Here is a 19,888-nt window from a genome sequence, read left to right as displayed (position 1 = left end):
TCCATGCTCAACCGTCGCAGCCTGCTCGCCGCCGCACCCATCGGCGCGGCCGCGGCCACCCTGCCGCGCTTCGCCATCGCCCAGGCGGATCAGCGGCCCGTCATCACCATCGCGGTGCAGAAGATCGGCAACAACGGCACGCTGGATATCCTGCGGGAAGCCAGCAATGTCGGCACGCGCTGGTACAATCTGTACAAGGAACCGCTGATCGATACGGACTGGACCGGCAATCTCGCGCTGCGTCCGGGTCTCGCCACCGCTTGGCGCCGCATCAATGAACGCACGATCGAGCTCGATCTGCGGGAAGATGTGCGTTTCCATGATGGCACGAAGTTGACGGCGGAACATGTCGCCTTCACTTTCAGCGCGGAACGCATGTTCGGCCGCCCGGGTCTCGCCGGCCCCGCCGCCCCGCCGCCAGAAGTGGCCGCCGGTGCGCGCGGCACCTTCCCGGGCTTCGAGAAGGTGGAAATCCTCGGCCCGCGTCGCCTGCGCTGGGTGAACCGCACCGGCGACGTCACGCTGGAAGGCCGACTGTCCCACCGCGCCGGCAGCATCGTGCCGGGTGAGGCCTTCGCCCGCGCCGGTGGCTGGAGCCCCTTCTTCCAGATGCCGATCGGCACCGGCCCCTACCGCGTCGCCGAATGGCGGGTGGACAGCCGCCTGGTGCTGGAGGCGTTTGACGACTACTGGGGCGGCCGCCCGCCGATCCGCCAGATCCGCTTCCTGGAAGTGCCGGAGCTGGCCTCCCGCATCAACGGCATGTTCGCCGGCGAATACGACTTCGCCTGCGACATCACGCCCGACCAGATCGCCACCATCGAGCGTGATCCGCGCTTCGAGGTGGTGGGCGGCGTCATCATGAACCACCGCGTCACGCATTTCGACACGACGCATCCCGTGCTGGAGAACCCGCTGGTGCGCCGCGCCATGACGCATGCGGTGGACCGCAAGGCGATCGTGGACAGCCTGTGGGCAGGCCGCACGGAAGTGCCGAACGGCCTGCAATTCCCGTTCTTCGAAAGCATGATGGCACCGGACTGGTCCGTGCCGCGCTTCGACGTCGCGGAAGCCCGCCGCCTGCTGCGCGAGGCGAATTACCGCGGCGACCCGATCCCGTATCGCATGCTCAACAACTACTACACCAACCAGAATTCCACCGGCCAGGTGATGATGGAGATGTGGCGCGCGGCCGGGCTGAATGTCGAAATGCAGATGGTCGAGAATTGGGGCCAGGTGCAGGCCGCCGGTCCCGGCCGCGGCATGTTCGAACACTCCGTCACATCGTTCTTCAACGACCCCGTCTCCTTCGTTCCCACCACCTATGGCCCGCGCGGCTCGCTCAGCCGCAACGGCATGTGGAAGAATGCGGAGTTCATGGCGCTGGTCCCGCAGCTGGAGTCCGGCACGGACCGCACGCGCCGCGCGGCCATCTGGGCGCGCATGCTCCAGATCATGGAGCGTGAGGACCCGGTGGTAAACGTCATCCACCAGACCGCCAATTTCACCGCAAAACGCCGCACCATCACCTGGCGCCCGGCCAAGTCCTTCGTGATGGATTTCCGCCGCCAGAACTGGGGGGCCTGAGCCATGAAGATGTCTCGTCGTTCCGCGCTGAAGCTCGGCGCCGCAAGCCTGGCCCTGCCCGCGCCGGCTATCGCGCAGGCCGATAGCCGCCCGACCGTGACGGTCGCGGTGCAGAACATCAGCACCTCCAACACGCTGGAGATGCTGCGCGAGCAATCCAATGTCGGCACGCGCATCTTCCGCAACTATGTGGAACCGCTGGTCGATACCGACTGGGTTGGCGACATGTCGTTGCAGCCCGGCCTCGCCACGGCATGGGAACGCATCGATGACCGCACCGTGGAATTCACGCTGCGCGAGGGCGTGCGCTTCCACAATGGCGATGCCTTCACGGCGGAGGATGTTGCCTTCTCATTCGGCACCGACCGCATGTGGGGTGGCGGCGCACGCGAAGTGCCGACCGCCGTGGTGCAAGGCGCGCGCCGCCTGTTTCCGGGCTTCGAGCGGATCGAGATTGTGGGGTCGCACCGCGTGCGCCTGGTGAACAAGGTGCCGGACATCGTGCTGGAAGGCCGCATGGCGCGCACCGCCGCCGTCATCGCCAACCGCCGCGCCTTCGAGGCTGCGTCATCCTGGATGGATTGGGCGCGCAGGCCCGTCGGCACCGGCCCCTACAGCATCGCGGAATACCGGCCGGACCAAATGCTGACGCTTGAGGCCTTCGACGAGCATTGGCAGGGCCGGCCGCCGATCCGCCGGCTGCGCTTCGCCGAAGTGCCGGAAGTGGCCAGCCGCGTGAACATGCTGGTCTCCGGTGAGGCCGAATTCGCCTCCGACATCCCGCCCGACCAGATCGCGCGCATCGCCGCCGATCCGCGCTTCGAGGTTGCGGGTGGCCCGATCAACAACACCCGTTACCTGGTCTTCAACAAATCCCACCCCGTGCTGGCCAACCCGCTGATCCGCCGGGCGATGAGCCACAGCATCGACCGCGAGGCGATCGTCGCCGCGCTGTGGGGCGGCCGCACGTCGGTGCCGCGCGGTCTGCAATGGGAATTCTACGGCGACATGTTCCTTGCCGATATCGAGGTGCCCAAATTCGACCCAGCCGAGGCGCGCCGCCTGCTGCGTGAGGCCGGCTATCGCGGCGAGGCCATCCCCTATCGCTGCCTCAACAACTACTACACCAACCAGACCGCGACGGCGCAGATCAACGTCGAAGGCTGGCGCGCCATCGGCCTGAACGTTGAGCTTCAGATGGTGGAAAACTGGGGCCAAATTCAGTCCGGCGACAAGTCCAGCCGCGGCGTGCATGACTGGTCCGCCGCCGCCGCCGTGAATGATCCCTCGATCCAGATGTCGGGCACCTGGGGCCGCGCCGGTGCGCCCTGGCAGCGCGAGCAGTATCGCAACGAGGAATTCGGCACGCTGGCCGATGAGCTGGAAACCAGCATGGATCGCCCGCGCCGCCGCATCGTCTGGCGCCGCATGCTCGAGATCATCGAGCGCGAGGACCCGGGCTACGTCGTCCTTCACCGCAACGCCAACTTCACCGCTAAGCGCCGCGACATCGCGTGGCGTGCCTCGCAGTCCTTCGTAATGGACTTCCGCGGCAGCAATTGGGGAGCCTGAATATGACCACCCTCACCCGCCGCCGCGCCTTCGGCCTGGCCGGCGCCGCGCTGATCCTGCCGCGCTTCGCCATCGCGCAGGCCGACCAGCGGCCGACCATCACCATCGCCGTGCAGAAGCTGGCCAACACCAACACGCTGGAGCCACTGCGCGAGCAATCCAATGTCGGCACCCGCACCTGGCACAGCTATGCCGAGACGCTGATCGAGCAGAGCTGGACCGGCGATCTCGGCCTGAAGCCGGCGCTGGCCGAATCCTGGCGTCGCATCGACGACCGCACCGTGGAACTGGCGCTGCGCCGTGGCGTGCGCTTCCATGACGGGCGGGAGATGACGGCGGAAGACGTTGCCTTTTCCTTCAGCGCGGAACGCATGGGCTGGGGCATGACGGTGGAACAGGCGCGCAACCTGTTCGCCGTGATTCCCGGGCAGAATCCCGGCCGGACGCCGCCGCCCGAGGTTCTCGCCGTCGCCCGCCGCACCTACCCGGCGCTCGAGCGCATCGAGATCGTGAACAGCCACACGGTCCGCTTCGTCAACAAGGTGCCGGACGTCACGCTGGAGGGCCGCATCAGCCGCAATGTCGGTGCGATCTTCTCGCGCCACGCCTTCGAGCAATCGGCCTCGTGGCTCGATTGGGCGCGCCGCCCGATCGGTACCGGCCCCTACCGCGTGGCCGAGTTCCGGCCCGATCAGTCGTTGGTCCTGGAGGCCTTCGATGACTACTGGGGTGGCCGCCCGCCGATCGCGCGGCTGCGCTTCATGGAAGTGCCGGAGGTTGCGTCGCGCATCAACATGCTGCTGTCCGGCGAGGCGGATTTCGCCTGTGACATGCCGCCGGATCAGATCGCCACGGTGGAGCGCAACCCCCGCCACCAGGTGGTCGGCGGCCCGATCATGAACCACCGCCTGACGGTGTTCGACAAAAACCACCCGGTCCTTGCCAACCCGCTTGTGCGCCGCGCCTTCACCCACAGCATCGACCGCGACGCGATCACCACCGCGCTGTGGGATGGCCGTGCGCCGGTGCCGAAGGGGCTGCAATTCGAATATTACGGCCCGATGTTCCACGCGGATTGGGAGGCGCCGAAATACGATCTGGCCGAAGCCCGCCGCCTGTTGCGGGAGGCGAATTATCGCGGGGAGCCCATCCCCTATCGCCTGCTGAACAACTACTACACCAACCAGACGCCGACGGCGCAGATCCTGGTCGAGGGCTGGCGCCAGGTCGGGTTGAACGTGCAGATCGAGATGCGGGAGAACTTCCCGCAGGTTCTGTCGCGCGACGGCCAGCGTGGGGTGCGGGATTGGTCGAACAGCGCCAGCTTCAACGACCCCACAGCCTCGATCACGGCGCAGCACGGGCCGCAGGGCCAGCAGTGGCAGATTGGCGAATGGCGCAACGAGGAATTTGGCCGTCTGTCCGGTGAGCTGGAAACCAGCACGGACCACGCCCGCCGCCGCGTGGTGTTCCGCCGGCTGCTGGAGATCGCGGAGCGTGAGGACCCGGCCTACACCGTGCTGCACCAATCGGTGAACCTGACGGCCAAGCGGCGCGACATCGCCTGGAACGCAGCGCAGTCCTTCGCAATGGATTTCCGCGGCCGGAATTGGGGAGCCTGAACATGACCAACTTCACCCGCCGTGCCCTTTTCGCGGCACCCACGCTGCTGGCGATGCCGGCCATCGCGCAAAGCGACAATCGTCCGACGCTGACGATCGCGGTGCAGAAGCTTTCCAACTCCAACACCTTCGAGCCGCCGCGCGAGCAGTCCAATGTCGGCTTCCGCATTCATGGCCTGTATGCGGAGCAGCTTGTAGGCACGAACTGGCTCGGCAATGCCGAACTGGTTCCGGGCCTCGCCACCGAATGGCGCCGTCCAAATGCCTCGACGCTGGAGCTCACGCTGCGGCCCGGCGTGCGCTTCCATGATGGGCGGGAGATGACGGCGGAGGATGTCGCCTTTTCCTTCGGCGAGCGCCTGTTCGGCACCAAGGGCGCAACCGGCGCGGGGCAGTCCACGGTACTGGCCGGCACCGCGACGAAGGAGCCGCCTTCCGAGGTCGTGGCCGTCAGCCGCCGCACCTATCCGGGCCTGGAGCGGATCGAGATCGTCGACCGCCACACGGTGCGTTTCGTCAACCGCACGCCGGATGTGACGCTGGAAGGCCGCGTGGCGCAGAGCGTCGGCGCCATCCTGTCGCGTGAGGCTTTCGCCGCCGCGCCGAGCTGGCTGGAATGGGGCCGCGCACCGATCGGCACCGGGCCCTACCGCATCGCCGATTTCCGCCCGGACACCTCGCTGGTGATGGAGGCGCATGATTCCTACTGGGGTGGCCGCCCGCCCGCGCGGCGGCTGCGTTTCGTCGAGGTGCCGGAAGTCTCCGGTCGGGTGAACGGCCTGTTCTCCGGCGAGTATGACTTCGCCTGCGACATTCCGCCCGACCAGATCAGCGTCGTCGAAGGCAATGCGCGCTTCGAGGTGCTGGGCAGCCCGATCAACAACATCCGCAAGCTGGCCTTCGACAAGACGAACCCGGTGCTGGCCGATGCGCGGGTCCGCCGCGCCATGACGCATGCGATCGACCGGCAGGTGCTGGTCGATGCGCTCTGGGCCGGGCGCACCGCGATCCCGCGCGGCATGCAGCTTGAGAGCTATGGCGCGATGTACCTGGCGGATTGGGAGAACCCCCGCTTCGACCCGGCCGAGGCGCGGCGCCTGCTACGCGAGGCGAACTATCAGGGCGAGCCCATCCCCTATCGCCTGCTCAACAACTACTACACAAACCAGGTCTCCAACGCGCAGATCATGATCGAGATGTGGCGCGCTGTTGGCATCAACGTTCAGATCGCGATGCAGGAGAATTTCGCCCAGGTCACCGCCCGCACCCCGGGCCGCGGCGTGCGCGACTGGTCCAACACCTCGATCTTCGGCGATCCGGTCGCCGGCATCCTGCGCAGCTTCGGCCCGCGCACGGAAGCCGAGCGCACCGGCGAATGGGCGAATGAGGATTTCAACCGCACCTCCGCCGCGCTGGAGACTGAAACCGATATCGCCCGCCGCCGCGACCTGTTCCGCCGCCTGCTGACCATCGTGGAGCGCGAGGATCCGGGCTACATCGTGCTGCACCAGGCGGCCGCCTTCACGGCGAAGCGCAAGGACATCGACTGGCGCGCCTCCAAGGGCTGGGCGATGAACTTCGGCCCCGGCAATCTGCGGGTGGGTGCATGACCGCGCCGCTCGTCTCGCTCAAGGGGCTGCGCGTCGCATTCGACGAACAGCTCGCACTGCGCGGCATCGACCTCGATGTGGCGCCGGGCGAATCCGTGGGTCTCGTTGGCGAGTCGGGCTGCGGCAAATCGGTGACCTGGCTTGCGGCGCTGGGCCTGCTGCCCGGTCGCGCCAGCGTCACCGGCAGCGTGAAACTGGACGGGCAGGAACTGCTGCAGGCCCGTCCGGATGTGCTGGACCGCGTACGCGGTGGCCGCATCGCGATGATCTTCCAGGACCCGGCCAGCAGCCTCAATCCCGTGCATCGCATCGGCAAGCAGATCACGGAAGCGCTGCGCCTGCATCGCGGCATGGATGGCCCGCAGGCGCGCGCCGAAGCCAAGCGCCTGCTGGATCAGGTCGGCATCCCGGACGCCGCGCGGCGCCTGGATGCCTGGCCGCATGAACTGTCCGGCGGGCAGAACCAGCGCGTGATGATCGCCATCGCCCTCGCCGGTCGCCCCGAATTGCTGGTGGCGGATGAGCCGACGACGGCGCTGGACGTCACCATCCAGGCGCAGATCCTGACCCTGTTGCAGGATCTGCGGAAGGAGACCGGCATGGCGCTGGTACTGATCTCCCACGACCTCGGCGTGGTTGCCGATAGCTGCGAGCGCGTCTGCGTCATGTATGCCGGCCGCATCGTGGAACAGGCGCCGAGCGCGCGGTTGTTCGAAGCGCCGGCGCATCCCTACACCCGCGGCCTGCTCGGCGCGCTGCCGCCGCTGCACGGCCCGCGCCGCAAGCTGTCCGCGATTCCGGGCGGCGTGCCGGAGCCCTGGGCGATGCCGCCCGGCTGCGCCTTCGCGCCGCGTTGTTCCATGCATGTCTCCGCCTGCGACGCCGCGGTGCCGGAACCGGTGGGGCTGGGGCGCGGCCATCGCGCCGCCTGCATTCGCGCAACGCTTCCCGTTACCCAGGATCAGGCGGCCTACGTATGAGAAGCGGCGGAGAACTTCTGGTCGCCGAAAGCATCACGCGGCGCTACGCCATGCGCCGCGGCGTGTTCGGCAAATCGGTCGAGGTGCGCGCCGTGGATGGTGTTTCGCTAAAGGTGGAACGCGGCCGCACGCTGGGCCTGGTCGGCGAATCCGGCTGCGGCAAATCGACCACAGGCCGCCTGGTGCTCGGGCTGGAGCAGCCTGACAACGGCCACGTGGAGTTCGATGGCAAGGCGATGCCGGCGCCCAACACCGATGCCTGGCGCAAGTCGCGTGCGCGCATGCAGATGGTGTTCCAGGACCCGCTCGGTGCGCTGGACCGTCGCCTGCCGATCGGCACGCAGGTGGCGGAGCCGCTGGAGATCCACAACATCGGCACGCCGGCCGAGCGCACGGAACGCACGGCGGAACTGCTGCGCGGCGTCGGGCTGCGGCCGGACCAGGCCGCGCGCTACCCGCATGAGCTGTCCGGCGGCCAGCGCCAGCGCGCCGTGCTGGCCCGCGCGCTCGCCACCAACCCCGCTTTGCTGGTCTGCGACGAGCCGATCAGCGCGCTGGATGTCTCGATCCAGGCGCAGGTGATGAACCTGCTGGTGGATCTGCAAGCCAGCCTCGGCCTCGGCATCCTGTTCATCAGCCATGATCTGCGGGCGGTGCGGCAGGTCAGCCACCGGGTCGCCGTGATGTATCTCGGCCGCATCGTCGAGGAAGGCGAGCCGGATGAGGTGCTGCACGCGCCGGCGCATCCGTATACCCAGGCGCTGGTCTCCGCCATTCCGCATCCCGGCAAGGTTGGGCGCGGCATCGTGCTGCAGGGCGACCCGCCGAACCCGGCGGACCGTCCCTCCGGCTGCGCGTTTCACCCGCGCTGCGCCTTCGCCACCGGCCTGTGCGCGCGCGAAACCCCCGTGCTGAAACCGCGCAGCGGCGATGGCCGCATGGTGGCCTGCCATGTGGCGCAGGGCGAAGTCGCGCCCGGCACCGGCGTATTGCCCGGCAACGGCGTAGCAAAGGAAGCCGCCTGAGATGATTCGTTTCTTCGGCAGCCGCCTGCTGCGCGCCGGCATCACCATCATCATGGTGGTGACCTTCGCCTTCATCGTGCTGCGCCTGTCCGGTGACCCGGCGCAGATCATCATGGGCGCCGATGCGCCGCCCGAGGCGGTGGATGCGTTTCGTACCGCCTGGGGCCTCGATCAGCCCGTGTTGCTGCAATATTTTCACTACTTCGGCGCCATTCTCCAGGGCGATCTCGGGCGATCCATGCGCGATGGGCGCGATGCGATCGTGCTGGTGGCGGAGCGCATTCCGGCGACGCTGGCGCTGACGATCCCAGCGCTGATCATCAAGCTGGGCATCGGCATTCCGGCGGGCATTACCGCGGCGCTGTATCGCAATTCCTTCATCGACCGCGCCGTGATGCTGCTGGCAGTCGCCGGCTTCACCGTGCCGTCCTTCGTGCTCGGGTTGCTGCTGGTTCTGGTGTTCGCCGTGCAGCTTGGCTGGCTGCCCTCCGGTGGGCAGGAAAGCTGGCGGCATGCGATCCTGCCGATCATCACCATGGGCGTCGGCGGTGCCGCGGTGCTGGCGCGCTTCACCCGCAGCGCCATGCTGGAGGTGCTGGGCCAGCCCTATATCCGCACCGCCTCGGCCAAGGGCGTGCCGTGGCGCCGGGTGGTCTGGGGCCATGCTCTGCCCAACGCCGCCATCCCGACCGTCACCATCATCGGCTTCATGGTCGGCAGCCTGATCGCCGGCGCCGTGGTGGTGGAAAGCGTCTTCTCCTGGCCTGGCGTCGGCCGCCTGCTGGTTGTGGCGGTCGCGAACCGGGACCTTGCGGTGGTGCAGTGCATCCTGCTGCTGGTCGCGGCCACCATGGTCACCGCCAATCTGATCGTGGACCTGCTGTACGGCCTGCTGGACCCGCGGCTTCGCAACCAACCCAAGCGCGCAGCGGGGACCGCCTGACCATGTCCGACATCACCGCACCCGCCACCCTGGCCACCACCCAGCCCCGCAAGGCGCGGTCGCTGCCGCCGCCGATGGTGCTGTTCGGCCTGGCCTGGCTGGCCTCCATGCTCGGCATCGCGCTGCTGGCCGATGTGATCAGCCCCTATGCCTATACCGCGCTCGACCTCCGCAACCGCCTCTCGCCGCCGGTCTTCATGGGCGGCACCTGGCTGCATCCGCTTGGCACGGATGAGCTGGGGCGGGATGTGATGGCCCGCCTGATCTACTCGATCCGGATGAGCCTGCTGATCGCCTTCGGCGCCACCATCATCGGTGCCGTCGTCGGCACCACGCTGGGGTTTCTGGCGGCGCATTTCCGCGGCCTGGTGGAACAGGTGGTGCTGGCGCTGGTGGACTTCTCCGCCAGCCTGCCCTTCCTGATCCTGGCGCTGTCGGTGCTGGCCTTCTTCGGCAATTCGATGGTGCTGTTCATCTGCCTGCTCGGCTTCCATGCCTGGGAACGCTACGCCCGCATCGCGCGCGGCCTGGCGATCTCGGCCAGCGGCCAGGGCTATGCGGCGGCGGTGCGGCAGTTGGGTGCCTCGCCCTGGCGGATCTATGGCCGGCATGTGCTGCCGAACATCGCCTCCACGCTCATCGTGTCCATGACGCTGGCCTTCCCCGAGATCATCCTGCTGGAATCGGGGCTGTCCTTCCTCGGCCTTGGCGTGCAGCCGCCGGCGACGTCGCTCGGGTCGATGGTGGGCTATGGGCGGGAGTATCTGACCCGGGCGCCGTGGATCCTGCTGGCGCCGGCCTTCACCATCATCCTGACCACGCTATCCGTCTCCCTGATCGGTGACTGGCTGCGCGACAAGATGGACCCGACGCTGCGGTAACCTACGCTACGGGGCGTGCTGCCAAGCCGCCCCGTCCAGCAGCCGGTCGATATGCAGCCGCGCTTCCGCCAGCAATTGCGGCAGGCCGCGCGGCACGCGGTTGCGCAGCACGGTGTTGCCGCCGCGCCGCGGCAGCACGATCCGCAGGCGCCAGCCCGGGCCGTGCGGCACCGAGTGGATGCGGTGGCCTCGGTAGATCGTGGTGCGCGCCGCCATGGAGAGCCCTCGACAACCCCCTTGCTTATCCGCAGCTTCGGCCAGGCGGCGCCCGGGGGTCAATGAGAAATTGGAGACAGTGACCGCATGCCCCGCTTCATCCTGATCGCCCTCGACGGGCTGCGCCCGGACATGGTCGCGCCGGAAGCCACGCCGAACCTGGCCGCACTCGCCGCCGCCGGGACACGCTTCGCCAATGCGCGCAGCGTCTTCCCGAGCGAGACGCGGGTTGCGACACCCTCCCTCATCACCGGCTGCCGGCCGGGCGGGCATGGCATGGTGGCAAATACGCTGTTCGATGCCGCCGTGGCGCCGGACCGGCTGCTGCGGACCAAGCTGGTGGAAGACGTGCTGGCCATGGCGCAGGGCGCCGAGAGCCCGCTGGAACGGCCGAGCCTGGGCGAGCGCCTGGCCGAGGCCGGGCGCAGCTTCGCTTTGATCAGCGCCGGCACCGCGGGCGCGGCTCGGCTGCTGCACCCGGCAGCGGACCGCCTCGGCAGTTTTCGGTGGAATGTCGAGGATATGGAGGGTGCGACCGCCGCGCTGATCCGGGCCGAGATCGGCGCGACGCCACCGCATGCCGCGCCGAACCTCGACCGTATCGCCCATGCCGGGCGGGTGCTGCTAGAGCATGTGCTACCGAAGCTGCGGCCGGATGTGGCGCTGCTCTGGCTTTCCGAGCCGGATATCGCCTTCCACTATGCCGGGCTTCTTTCAGCGCAGGCGCAGGCCGGGCTGACGGCCTCGGATGCCGTGGTGGGCCAGGTGATGGCGTGGCGGGATGCGCAGCCGGATGCGGCGGAAATCGGCATCATCGTGCTGTCCGACCACGGCCATGTCACCGGCCGCGGCAAGCTGTCGCTGGCCGCCGAATTGCGCCGCGCAGGGTTTCGCGCCGGCACCGGCATGGCATCCGATGTGGATGTGGTCGTGGCGCCGGCCGCCGCGCCGGGCCTGTGGTTCCGCGACCCCACGCTGGCGCCGCAGGTGGCGGAGTTCCTGGCCACCCAGCCCTGGGCCGGGCCGCTGTTGGCGCGTGACCCCGCCATCCTGCCCGCCGGCCAGGCGATGGCGCTGTCCGTGCTCGGTAGCGGCCATCGCCGCAGCGCCGACCTGGTCGCCACCTTCGCCGGCAGCGCCGAGGCCGATGAATGGGGCCTGCCCGGCCACGCCCCCTTCGATGCGCCGGATGTGCCGGAAGGCGGTGGCATGCATGGCGGGCTGCACCGGGCCGAGCTCGCAACCGTGCTGGTGATGCAGGGCGGCCCCTTCCGCCGCGGTGCCGTGGCCCAGGCGCCGGCCGACCTGACCGACATCGCACCCACCGTGCTGCATCTACTGGGCCTCCGCACGGAGGGCTGCGAGGGCCGCCCGCTGGCCGCGGCTTGGGATGCCGCGGAGGACGCCCCGCCGATCCCGGAACTGGTCGAAATGCCGCGCGGCTTCGTGCTGGACGCCATGCGCACGGAGGCAGGCGGCCGGCTGTACCCGACGGGGATGCGGCGGCGATAGGCGGGTGGTTTGCAGGAGGGCAAGCCCGCCCTGCAAACCACCTACACCAAGCTACCCGTCCGTCACCGCCGCCCGCCGGGCCGCCGCCATTTGCCAGGCGGCCACCAGACCCAGGGACAGGAAGGCAAGGGCGAAGCGCCCGACATCCGGGATCGCGTGCAAGAACGCCACCGCCAGCCCCAGCCCGCCCAGCATCAGGCGCAGCGGCACGTTCATCGGCGCCATCAGGAAGCCCGCATAGGCCGAGGTGAACAGCACCAGCGCGCCGGCCATGATGCCGATGGAGCCGATGATCTGCACCAGCCCGCCGCGCATCATGATCCCGGGATCGTAGATGAAGGCGAAGCCCACCGCGAAGCCGGCGATGGCAAAGCGCGAGGAATGCAGCGCCGTCATCAGCGGGCTGGCCTTGGCGATCGCCGCCGCGGCGAAGGCGGCCGCCGCGACGGGCGGCGTGGTATCCGCCAGCACCGCGAAGTAGAAGACGAACATGTGCGCCTGCAGCATGTCCACATTCAGGTAGGCGCCCAATTCCAGCACCTGCGGCACGCCGATGGCCGCCGCGATGATGTAGCTGGGTGTCGTGGGTATCCCCATGCCCAGGATCAGCACGGTGATGGCCAGCAGCAGCAGCAGCATCGCCAGATCGCCGCCCGCGACTTCCTTGATGATGCCGCCGAAGGCCACCACCATGCCCGTGGCTGTCAGCGCGGAAACAACGATGCCGGCGCCGGCGATGGTCACGGCCAGCGGCGCCATGGTCAGCCCTGCGCTCGCCAGGCTGTTCAGTATCTGCATCGGCGTCATCCGGGTGCGCCGCCGCAAGAACGCCACCGCGACCATGGACAGCACCGCGCAGAAGGCGGCGAAATTGCCGGACCAGCGTTCCGACATCAGGTACACCAGCACGCCGATCGGGATCACCAGATGCGCGTCGGCCAGCACCTCTCGCCAGGCGGGAATGTCCTTCGCTGGCACCGGCGCCAGGCCGAGCTTCTTGGCCTCGAAATGCACGGCGGAGAGGATGGCGAAGTAGTACAGCACCGCGCCCCCGGCGGCGGCCACCAGGATGTTGCCGTAGGGGATGTTGGTGATCTCGGCCATGACGAAGGCCGCCGCCCCCATCACCGGTGGCATCAGCGCGCCGCCCACGGATGACGCACTCTCGATGCCCCCCGCCACCGCCGGCCGGTAGCCGACGCGGATCATCAGCGGGATGGTCATGGACCCGGTGGTGATGACGTTGGAGACGGAAGACCCGCTCATCGTGCCGAACAGGCCCGAGGTCACCACCGAGACCTTGGCCGGCCCGCCGCAATAGCGCCCTGCCACCGCGGTGCCGAAATTGGAGAACAGCCGGCCGGCGCCGCTGCCCTGCATGAAGCTGCCGAACAGGATAAAGACGGCGATGATGGTGGCGACGATGCCCGTCAGCGGGCCATAGATACCGCCCGCGGTGGGCACCAGCCAGGCGGCCTCGACGATCTCCTCCGGGCTGAACGGCCGCGCGTTCAGCAGGCCGGGGATCAGCCAGCCGAATTGCATATAGGCGAGCGACACGGCGACCATGATGGCAAGGCCAGGTTCCACCGCGCGGCGGATCGCCTCCAGCAGCGTGACGATGGCCAGCACGCCGAGCGCCATCATCGTCGGCGTGAACGGGTCGACATATTCCATGCGGTCGGCGACCGCCATCCAGTTCCACATCACCCAGGCATGCGGCACGCCGGATGCGACCGCCCAGACCCAGTCCAGCACCGAAGGCCGGTGCTTCGGCGAGCGGGTCTTGGAGGCCGGGTACAGGAGGAACAGCAGCGGCGTGAAGATCAGCAGATGGAAGCCGCGCATCTGGATCGGCTCGGGGAAGCCCGTGCCGCCGAAATAGAGGTGGACCGCGGCAGCTGCCGCGGCCCAACCCCAACAGACCCACTTCAGCGGGCCGGCGAGTTCACGCATTCTGTCGCGCCAGCCCTGTCAAAGCTCAGGCCGGCATCGCGCCGGCTTCGCGGAAGGCGCGCGCTGCACCCGGGTGCAACGGCACGCCGTTGTACTTCCATGCCACCGCCGGGTCGAAGGCGCCCATGCTGGCGTGGATCTGCGTCAGCCGCGTGCCGCGGTTCTTGATCAGCGTGCGGGTGATGCCGTAGGCGACCTCATCCGGCACCGATTCATGCACCAGGATGACGCTGTCCATCGTCGTCACCTTCAGATCCGCGCTCTGCAGCTGCGGATAGGTGCCGGCCGGCAGCACGCCCTCGGCATAGGCGTAGGTGTCGGACAGGTGCTTGCGGACATCATCCGGGAAGCCGACGAGCTGGGATGCGCGGCGGCCCTGGCCGATCTCGGTCAGGAGGGCGGCGGGCTTGGCGAGCGCGGCGTACAGGTAGTCCACCTGGCCATCGGCATAGGCGGCGCCGATATCGGCGTAGCTGCCATTCAGGTAGCGGCCGCCCTCGCTGCGGATCTTGTCCGGGCTGGTGCCGAGGAAGCGCAGGATACGCTGCAGCGTCATCTCATCGGTCGAGGAACGCTGCGGACAGGCGATCTTCAGGCCGCGCTGGGTCAGGATCTCCCGCATCCCCTCCGGCCCGCCGGAAGTCACGGCGCGGACCAGATTGTGCTCGGTCGGGCTGTAGCCGGAACCGAGGCTGCGGAGATTCTCGTGCTTGGCGCGGTAGGGCTCCTCGCCCCGCGCGGCGGCGGCGGTGAAGGCATCGATGCCCCAGCCAAGCTGCGACTGGCCGTTGTTCACGCGGGTGGAATTTGCCAGGCCACCGCCCGGCACCACGCGGATGCGGATGTTGGGGTTCTCCTCCCCGATCAGGGAGGAAAGGCCGGCGGCCATGGTGTACCAGCCGCCGCCGACGGAGCCGGCAACCCATTCGAAGGTCTGCTGGGCCTGGGCGGTGCGGATTGCCGGCATCGAAAGTGCCGCGGCGCCCAGCAGTAGCGCGCCGCGGCGCGGAATCATGATGGCCATCGAGGGCCTCCCCGTTTGTTTGCCGGGGGATCATGCGCGACGCTCTGCCCGGCGCGCAACCGGTACGAAACCAGCTTTATCGATAAGCCCCTCAGCGCCTGCTCAGCTTCGCAGCAGGAAAGGCCGCGCCGCCTGCATCGCCGGCCCGCAACGAGGCGCCGCCTGCCCCAGCACCGCATCCGGCTGAACCGTGCCGATCCAAGTGGCGAATCCGGTGCGCATCGCCCACCAGGGGTCGTCCGTCGCCCGCTGCAGCAGCACGGGTGCCGCCGCTGCGCCGCAGGCGGCGACCTGGGCCACGATGGCGGCGGGCGCATTCGCCTCCGCCAGGCGAGACTGCACCTCCGCCGTCAGCGGGTTGACCAGGAAGGCGGCTACGAGCCAGGCGATCAAGTCGCCAAAGATCTGCGGCATGGGCTGAAACCTCCACGAGTGGAGGTCCGACATCACGCGGCTGCGCCAGAGGGGCCCGGACCTGACGCGCATCTGGCGCCGGGACCGGGGCGCTTCAAGGGCGGTTGCATCGCAGGTGCAATCGCTTGCAGGATATCGGCAGGTATACGCACCGGAGAGACCCATGTATCGCCGCAGCCTGCTGACCGGATTGGCCGCAGCCTCCCTCCCCCTGTCGCTGCCCGCCCCTTCCCTGGCGCAGGGCAATGCGGCGCATACGCTGCGCTTCATCCCGCAGGCTGATGTCACCAGCCTCGACCCGATGAGCACCACCAGCTACGGCGTCCGCAACCACGGCCATATGTGCTGGGACACGCTGTATGGCCCGGACACCGATTTCGTCATGCGGCCGCAGCTCGCCGAGGGGCATGTGGTGGAGGATGACGGGCTGCGCTGGGTCTTCACCCTGCGGCCCGGCACCAGGTTCCACGATGGCACGCCGATCCGCGCGCAGGATGCCATCGCTTCCATCGCCCGCTGGTCGGCGCGGGACACGCTGGGCCAGACCCTGCGGGCGCGCACCGAAACCATGACGGCGCTGGACGATCGCCGCTTCGAGATCCGCCTGAAGCAGAAGTTCGGCCCGATGCTGGAGGCGCTGGGCAAGCCTTCCTCCTACCCCTGCTTCATCTTCCCCGAGCGTTTCGCGACGGTGGACCCGACCACCCCCTTCACCGAGGTGGTAGGCAGCGGCCCCTATCGCTTCGTGGCGAATGAGCGTCTGTCGGGCGCCCGCGTGGTCTATCAGCGCTTCGCCGACTACGTGCCGAACCCGAACCCGCCCAGCCTGCTCGGCGGCGCCAAGCACGCGCATTTCGAGCGGGTGGAGTTCAACATCATCACTGATGCCGGCACCGCCGCCGCCGCCATCCAATCCGGCGAGATCGACTGGTACGAACAAGTGGCGCCCGACCTGCGCCCGCTGCTGGCACGCAACCGCGACATCACGGTGGAGCGCGTGGATTTCGGCGGGCTGATGGCGCATCTCCGCTTCAACCATCTGCATGCACCCTTCGACGATGTGCGGGTGCGCCGCGCGCTGCTGCATTCGATCAACCAGGCCGACTTCATGACCTCGATCATGGGCACCGACCGGGCGCTGTGGGCGGATGGCATGGGGGTCTTCCCGCGCTCCTCGCCGCTGGCGAATGATGAAGGCCTGTCCGCGCTGACCGGCCCGCGCAGCTTCGATGCAGCACGGGCTGCATTGCGGGAGGCCGGCTACGCCAATCAGCCGGTGACGGTGTTGCACCCGACTGATGTGGTGAACAACAACACCATGACGACGGTGCTGACCGATGCGCTGAAACGCTCCGGCCTCAACGCCGAAAGCGCCATCAGCGACTGGGGCACCGTCCTGCAACGCCGCGGCCGGATGACCCCGCCGAGCGAGGGCGGCTGGAATGCGCTGATCGTGCTGTTCGGCGGTGTCGATCTCGGCAATCCCGGCGTGCATCCGCTGCTGCGCGCCAATGGCCGACAGGCCTGGTTCGGTTGGCCCACCAGCCCGGCGCTGGAATCGCTGCGCGATGAATGGCTGGAGGCACCGGACCTCGACGTCCAGAAGGGCATTGCGCGGCGTTTGCAGGCGCAGTTCTGGCAGGACGTGCCCTTCATCCCGCTCGGCCAGTATTTCGTGGACAGCGCCTGGCGCAAGACCATCTCGGCGCCGCAGAAGGGCATGGCGCTGCCGATCAACGTGCGGCGCATCTGATGGCGTGATGATTGCATGGGCGCAAGGGTCCCTTCGTAGGATCCGCGCCCATGCTCGCCCGCCGACCCCTCCTGGCCGCCCTGGCCGCAACCCTGGCCGCGCCTTCCCTGGCACGCGCCCAGGGCTGGTCGCCCGACCGCCCGATCCGCCTGCTGATCGGCTTCCCGCCCGGCGGCGCATCCGATGCCGCTTTGCGCATCATCCAGCCCAGGCTGGCGGCACGGCTCGGCCAGAATGTGGTGATCGAGAACCGCACCGGCGCCGGCGGCAACATCGCGGCGGAGGCCGCGGCGCGGTCGCAGCCGGATGGCACCACCATGGTCTCCGCCAATATCGGCACGCTGGCGGTGAACCCGGCGCTGCTGCGGAACATGCCCTTCGACCCGATCGCGGACCTCGCGCCGCTGTCGATGCTGTTCAACGCCACCAATGTGCTGGTGGTGCCGGCCGCGAAGCCCTTCCGCAGCGTGGCGGATCTGCTGGCCGCGGCCAGGGCGCGGCCGGATACGCTGACCTATGGCACCGGCGGCGTCGGCTCTCCCGGCCATCTCTGCGGCATCCTGCTGGACAGCATCGCCGGGGTGAAGACGGTTGCGGTGCCCTATCGCGGCGGCGGGCCGCAGATGCTCGGGCTGGTGGCGGGGGAGCATGACTTCTCCTTCTCGCCCATGGGGACCGTGACGAGCCATATCGCGGCCGGCACCATCCGCGCGCTCGGCGTCACTACCCGCCAGCGGGCGCTGGAGCTGGCGGAGATGCCGACCATGATCGAGGCAGGCCTTGCGGATTATGAGGTGCTGAACTGGGACGGCGTGCTGGTGCCGAAGGCGACGCCGGCCGCCATCCGCACCCGCCTGGGCGATACGCTGCGCGCCGTGCTGGCAGACCCGGATGTCGCCGTCGAATTCGGCCGCCGCGGCCTGACCCCGCGCCCGACCAGCGAGGCGGATTTCGCCGCCCAGCTCGCCGCCGACAGCCAGAACTGGCAGCGCCTGGTCCGCGCAGCCGGCATCGAACCGAGCTGAGAACCCTTTGCGGCCGCGGCATGGGGTGGTGTATCGCCGCCCCATGCTCCGACAATTCCTGCAATTCTACCGCCCGCACCTGCGCCTGGCGCTGATCGCCTTCGGCTGCGCCGCGCTGTCCGGCGTGCTGGAGCTCGGCTTTCCCATGGCCGTGCGCGCCTTCATCGACCATCTGCTGCCGCAGCAGGATATGGGCATCATCGGCCTGGCCGTCGCCGTGCTGCTGGCGATCTACCTGGTCAATGCGGGGCTGATGGCGGTGGTCACCTATTGGGGCCATGTGCTCGGCATCGCCATCGAGACAGAGCTGCGGCGCAACGCCTTCGACCAGCTCATGCGCCTGTCCTTCCGCTTCTACGACAACCAGAAGACCGGCCACCTGGTCGGCCGTGTCACCAAGAACCTGGAGGATATCGGAGAGGTCGCGCATCACGGGCCGGAGGATCTGCTGGTCGCGGTGCTGACCTTCCTCGGCGCCTTCGCGCTAATGCTGCTGGTCAGCCCGGCGCTCGCCCTGCTGACGGCGGGGATCGTGCCGGTGGTCGCCTGGGTCGTTGCGCATTACGGCGGGCGGATGACGCAGAACTGGCAGGCGCAGTTCGGCCGCGTCGGCGCCTTCAATGCCCGCATCGAGGAAGCGGTCGGCGGCATCCGCGTGGTCAAGGCTTTTGCCAACGAGGCGCACGAACGGAAGCTGTTCGCCGCCGACAACGCGCAGTACCAGCGCACCAAGCTGGATGCCTACCGCATCATGGCGGTCAGCATGACGCTGAACTACCTCGGCATGCGGCTGGTGCAGCTTGTGGTGATGCTGGCGGGTGCTGCCTTCATCGTCGCCGGCAGCCTCACCATCGGCGACTTTGTCGCCTTCCTGCTGCTGGTCAATGTGTTCTACCGGCCACTCGAGAAGATCAACGCGGTGATCGAGACCTACCCGAAGGGCCTCGCCGGCTTCCGCAGCTACCTCGACCTCATGGCGATGCAGCCGGACATCGCCGATGCGCCGGATGCGAAGCCGGCGCCGCCGCTGCACGGCGCCGTGCGGTTCGAGCGCGTGACCTTCGGCTACACGCCGGACCGCCTGGTGCTGCGCGACCTGGATCTGGAAGTGGCGCCCGGCCAGACCGTGGCGCTGGTCGGGCCTTCAGGCGCCGGCAAGACCACCATCTGCTCGCTGCTGCCACGCTTCTACGAGGTGCTGGGCGGGCGCATCCTGATCGATGGCATCGACATCCGCCGGATGACGCTCGCCTCGCTCCGCGGGCAGATCGGGCTGGTGCAGCAGGATGTGTTCCTGTTCGCCGGCAGCATCCGGCAGAACATCGCCTATGGCCGCCTCGGCGCAAGCGAGGCGGAGATCCGCGAGGCCGCCCGCCGCGCCCGGCTGGACGCGCTGATCGCAGATCTGCCGGAGGGGCTGGATACGGTGATCGGCGAGCGGGGCGTGAAGCTCTCCGGCGGCCAGAAGCAGCGGCTCGCCATCGCCCGCATCTTCCTGATGAACCCGCCCATCCTGATCCTGGACGAGGCGACGAGCGCCCTGGATACGGAGACGGAACGCGCCATCCAGCAGGCGCTGGCGGAACTGGCCCAGGGCCGCACCACGCTGATCATCGCGCATCGCCTCGCCACCATCCGTGACGCGGACCGCATCCTGGTGGTGACGGAGCAGGGCATCGTGGAGCAGGGCAGCCATGCCGAGCTGCTGGCGGCCGATGGTCCTTATCGCCGGCTGCACGCGGCGCAATTCGCCGCGGCGGCCGACTGA

Annotated in this window: 16 protein-coding genes; 12 read left to right on the top strand and 4 right to left on the bottom strand. The window is 68.6% G+C overall.

Annotated features, from left to right (window positions below; all coding sequences use genetic code 11):
• Positions 1 to 3 precede the first annotated feature (3 nt).
• Genes ACFHNC_RS06665 through ACFHNC_RS06630 form a run of 8 tightly spaced genes read left to right on the top strand, consistent with a single transcriptional unit; the run spans position 4 to position 10,220 of the window.
• Positions 4 to 1,587 (top strand): ABC transporter substrate-binding protein, encoded by a 1,584-nt coding sequence (locus ACFHNC_RS06665; protein WP_437168440.1) that lies wholly within the window; start codon positions 4 to 6, stop codon positions 1,585 to 1,587.
• A 9-nt stretch (positions 1,588 to 1,596) separates the two neighbouring features.
• Entirely contained in the window at positions 1,597 to 3,159 is a 1,563-nt protein-coding gene (locus ACFHNC_RS06660; RefSeq protein WP_437168439.1) for an ABC transporter substrate-binding protein, read from the top strand.
• 2 nt (positions 3,160 to 3,161) lie between these two features.
• The gene (locus ACFHNC_RS06655) at positions 3,162 to 4,781 is read left to right on the top strand and encodes an ABC transporter substrate-binding protein (protein ID WP_437168438.1); all 1,620 of its coding nucleotides are present in this window, start codon (positions 3,162 to 3,164) and stop codon (positions 4,779 to 4,781) included.
• Positions 4,782 to 4,783: 2 nt separating this feature from the next.
• Positions 4,784 to 6,391, top strand: a complete 1,608-nt coding sequence (locus tag ACFHNC_RS06650) for an ABC transporter substrate-binding protein (protein ID WP_437168437.1) — start codon at positions 4,784 to 4,786, stop codon at positions 6,389 to 6,391.
• Entirely contained in the window at positions 6,388 to 7,371 is a 984-nt protein-coding gene (locus ACFHNC_RS06645; RefSeq protein ID WP_437168436.1) for an ABC transporter ATP-binding protein, read from the top strand. Before ACFHNC_RS06650 ends, ACFHNC_RS06645 begins: the two co-directional genes overlap by 4 nt.
• Entirely contained in the window at positions 7,368 to 8,396 is a 1,029-nt protein-coding gene (locus tag ACFHNC_RS06640) for an ABC transporter ATP-binding protein (RefSeq protein ID WP_437168435.1), read from the top strand. The genes ACFHNC_RS06645 and ACFHNC_RS06640 overlap by 4 nt, the downstream gene beginning before the upstream one ends.
• A 1-nt stretch (position 8,397) precedes the next feature.
• On the top strand, positions 8,398 to 9,339 hold the full coding sequence (locus tag ACFHNC_RS06635; RefSeq protein ID WP_437168434.1) for an ABC transporter permease: 942 nt from the start codon (positions 8,398 to 8,400) through the stop codon (positions 9,337 to 9,339).
• A gap of 2 nt (positions 9,340 to 9,341) precedes the next feature.
• Positions 9,342 to 10,220 carry an ABC transporter permease gene (locus ACFHNC_RS06630; RefSeq protein WP_437168433.1) on the top strand — a complete coding sequence of 293 codons (879 nt, stop codon included), beginning with the start codon at positions 9,342 to 9,344 and terminating at the stop codon, positions 10,218 to 10,220.
• 6 nt (positions 10,221 to 10,226) lie between these two features.
• On the opposite strand, the gene ACFHNC_RS06625 is transcribed toward ACFHNC_RS06630, so the two are convergent.
• A complete protein-coding gene (locus ACFHNC_RS06625) occupies positions 10,227 to 10,436 on the bottom strand; it encodes a hypothetical protein (protein ID WP_437168432.1) in 210 nt (69 codons plus the stop codon).
• An 87-nt stretch (positions 10,437 to 10,523) separates the two neighbouring features.
• Between ACFHNC_RS06625 and ACFHNC_RS06620 the strand changes: the two genes are divergently transcribed.
• Entirely contained in the window at positions 10,524 to 11,948 is a 1,425-nt protein-coding gene (locus ACFHNC_RS06620) for an alkaline phosphatase family protein (protein ID WP_437168431.1), read from the top strand.
• 51 nt (positions 11,949 to 11,999) lie between these two features.
• On the opposite strand, the gene ACFHNC_RS06615 is transcribed toward ACFHNC_RS06620, so the two are convergent.
• The 3 genes from ACFHNC_RS06615 to ACFHNC_RS06605 all read right to left on the bottom strand — a co-directional run bounded on the left by ACFHNC_RS06615 (position 12,000) and on the right by ACFHNC_RS06605 (position 15,342).
• The gene (locus ACFHNC_RS06615) at positions 12,000 to 13,904 is read right to left on the bottom strand and encodes a TRAP transporter permease (RefSeq protein WP_437168430.1); all 1,905 of its coding nucleotides are present in this window, start codon (positions 13,902 to 13,904) and stop codon (positions 12,000 to 12,002) included.
• 25 nt (positions 13,905 to 13,929) lie between these two features.
• The gene (locus ACFHNC_RS06610) at positions 13,930 to 14,928 is read right to left on the bottom strand and encodes a TAXI family TRAP transporter solute-binding subunit (protein WP_437168429.1); all 999 of its coding nucleotides are present in this window, start codon (positions 14,926 to 14,928) and stop codon (positions 13,930 to 13,932) included.
• Between the two features lie 102 nt (positions 14,929 to 15,030).
• The gene (locus ACFHNC_RS06605; protein WP_437168428.1) at positions 15,031 to 15,342 is read right to left on the bottom strand and encodes a hypothetical protein; all 312 of its coding nucleotides are present in this window, start codon (positions 15,340 to 15,342) and stop codon (positions 15,031 to 15,033) included.
• A gap of 163 nt (positions 15,343 to 15,505) precedes the next feature.
• Between ACFHNC_RS06605 and ACFHNC_RS06600 the strand changes: the two genes are divergently transcribed.
• From ACFHNC_RS06600 to ACFHNC_RS06590, 3 genes are read left to right on the top strand one after another with little or no spacing between them, the layout of a single operon-like run.
• On the top strand, positions 15,506 to 17,095 hold the full coding sequence (locus tag ACFHNC_RS06600; protein ID WP_437168427.1) for an ABC transporter substrate-binding protein: 1,590 nt from the start codon (positions 15,506 to 15,508) through the stop codon (positions 17,093 to 17,095).
• A gap of 50 nt (positions 17,096 to 17,145) precedes the next feature.
• On the top strand, positions 17,146 to 18,120 hold the full coding sequence (locus tag ACFHNC_RS06595) for a Bug family tripartite tricarboxylate transporter substrate binding protein (protein WP_437168426.1): 975 nt from the start codon (positions 17,146 to 17,148) through the stop codon (positions 18,118 to 18,120).
• Between the two features lie 43 nt (positions 18,121 to 18,163).
• Entirely contained in the window at positions 18,164 to 19,888 is a 1,725-nt protein-coding gene (locus ACFHNC_RS06590) for an ABC transporter ATP-binding protein (protein ID WP_437168425.1), read from the top strand.

This window comes from Falsiroseomonas sp. E2-1-a4, assembly GCF_051433165.1.
GTDB lineage: Bacteria > Pseudomonadota > Alphaproteobacteria > Acetobacterales > Acetobacteraceae > Falsiroseomonas.
This window is presented reverse-complemented; position numbering and strand designations above follow the sequence as displayed.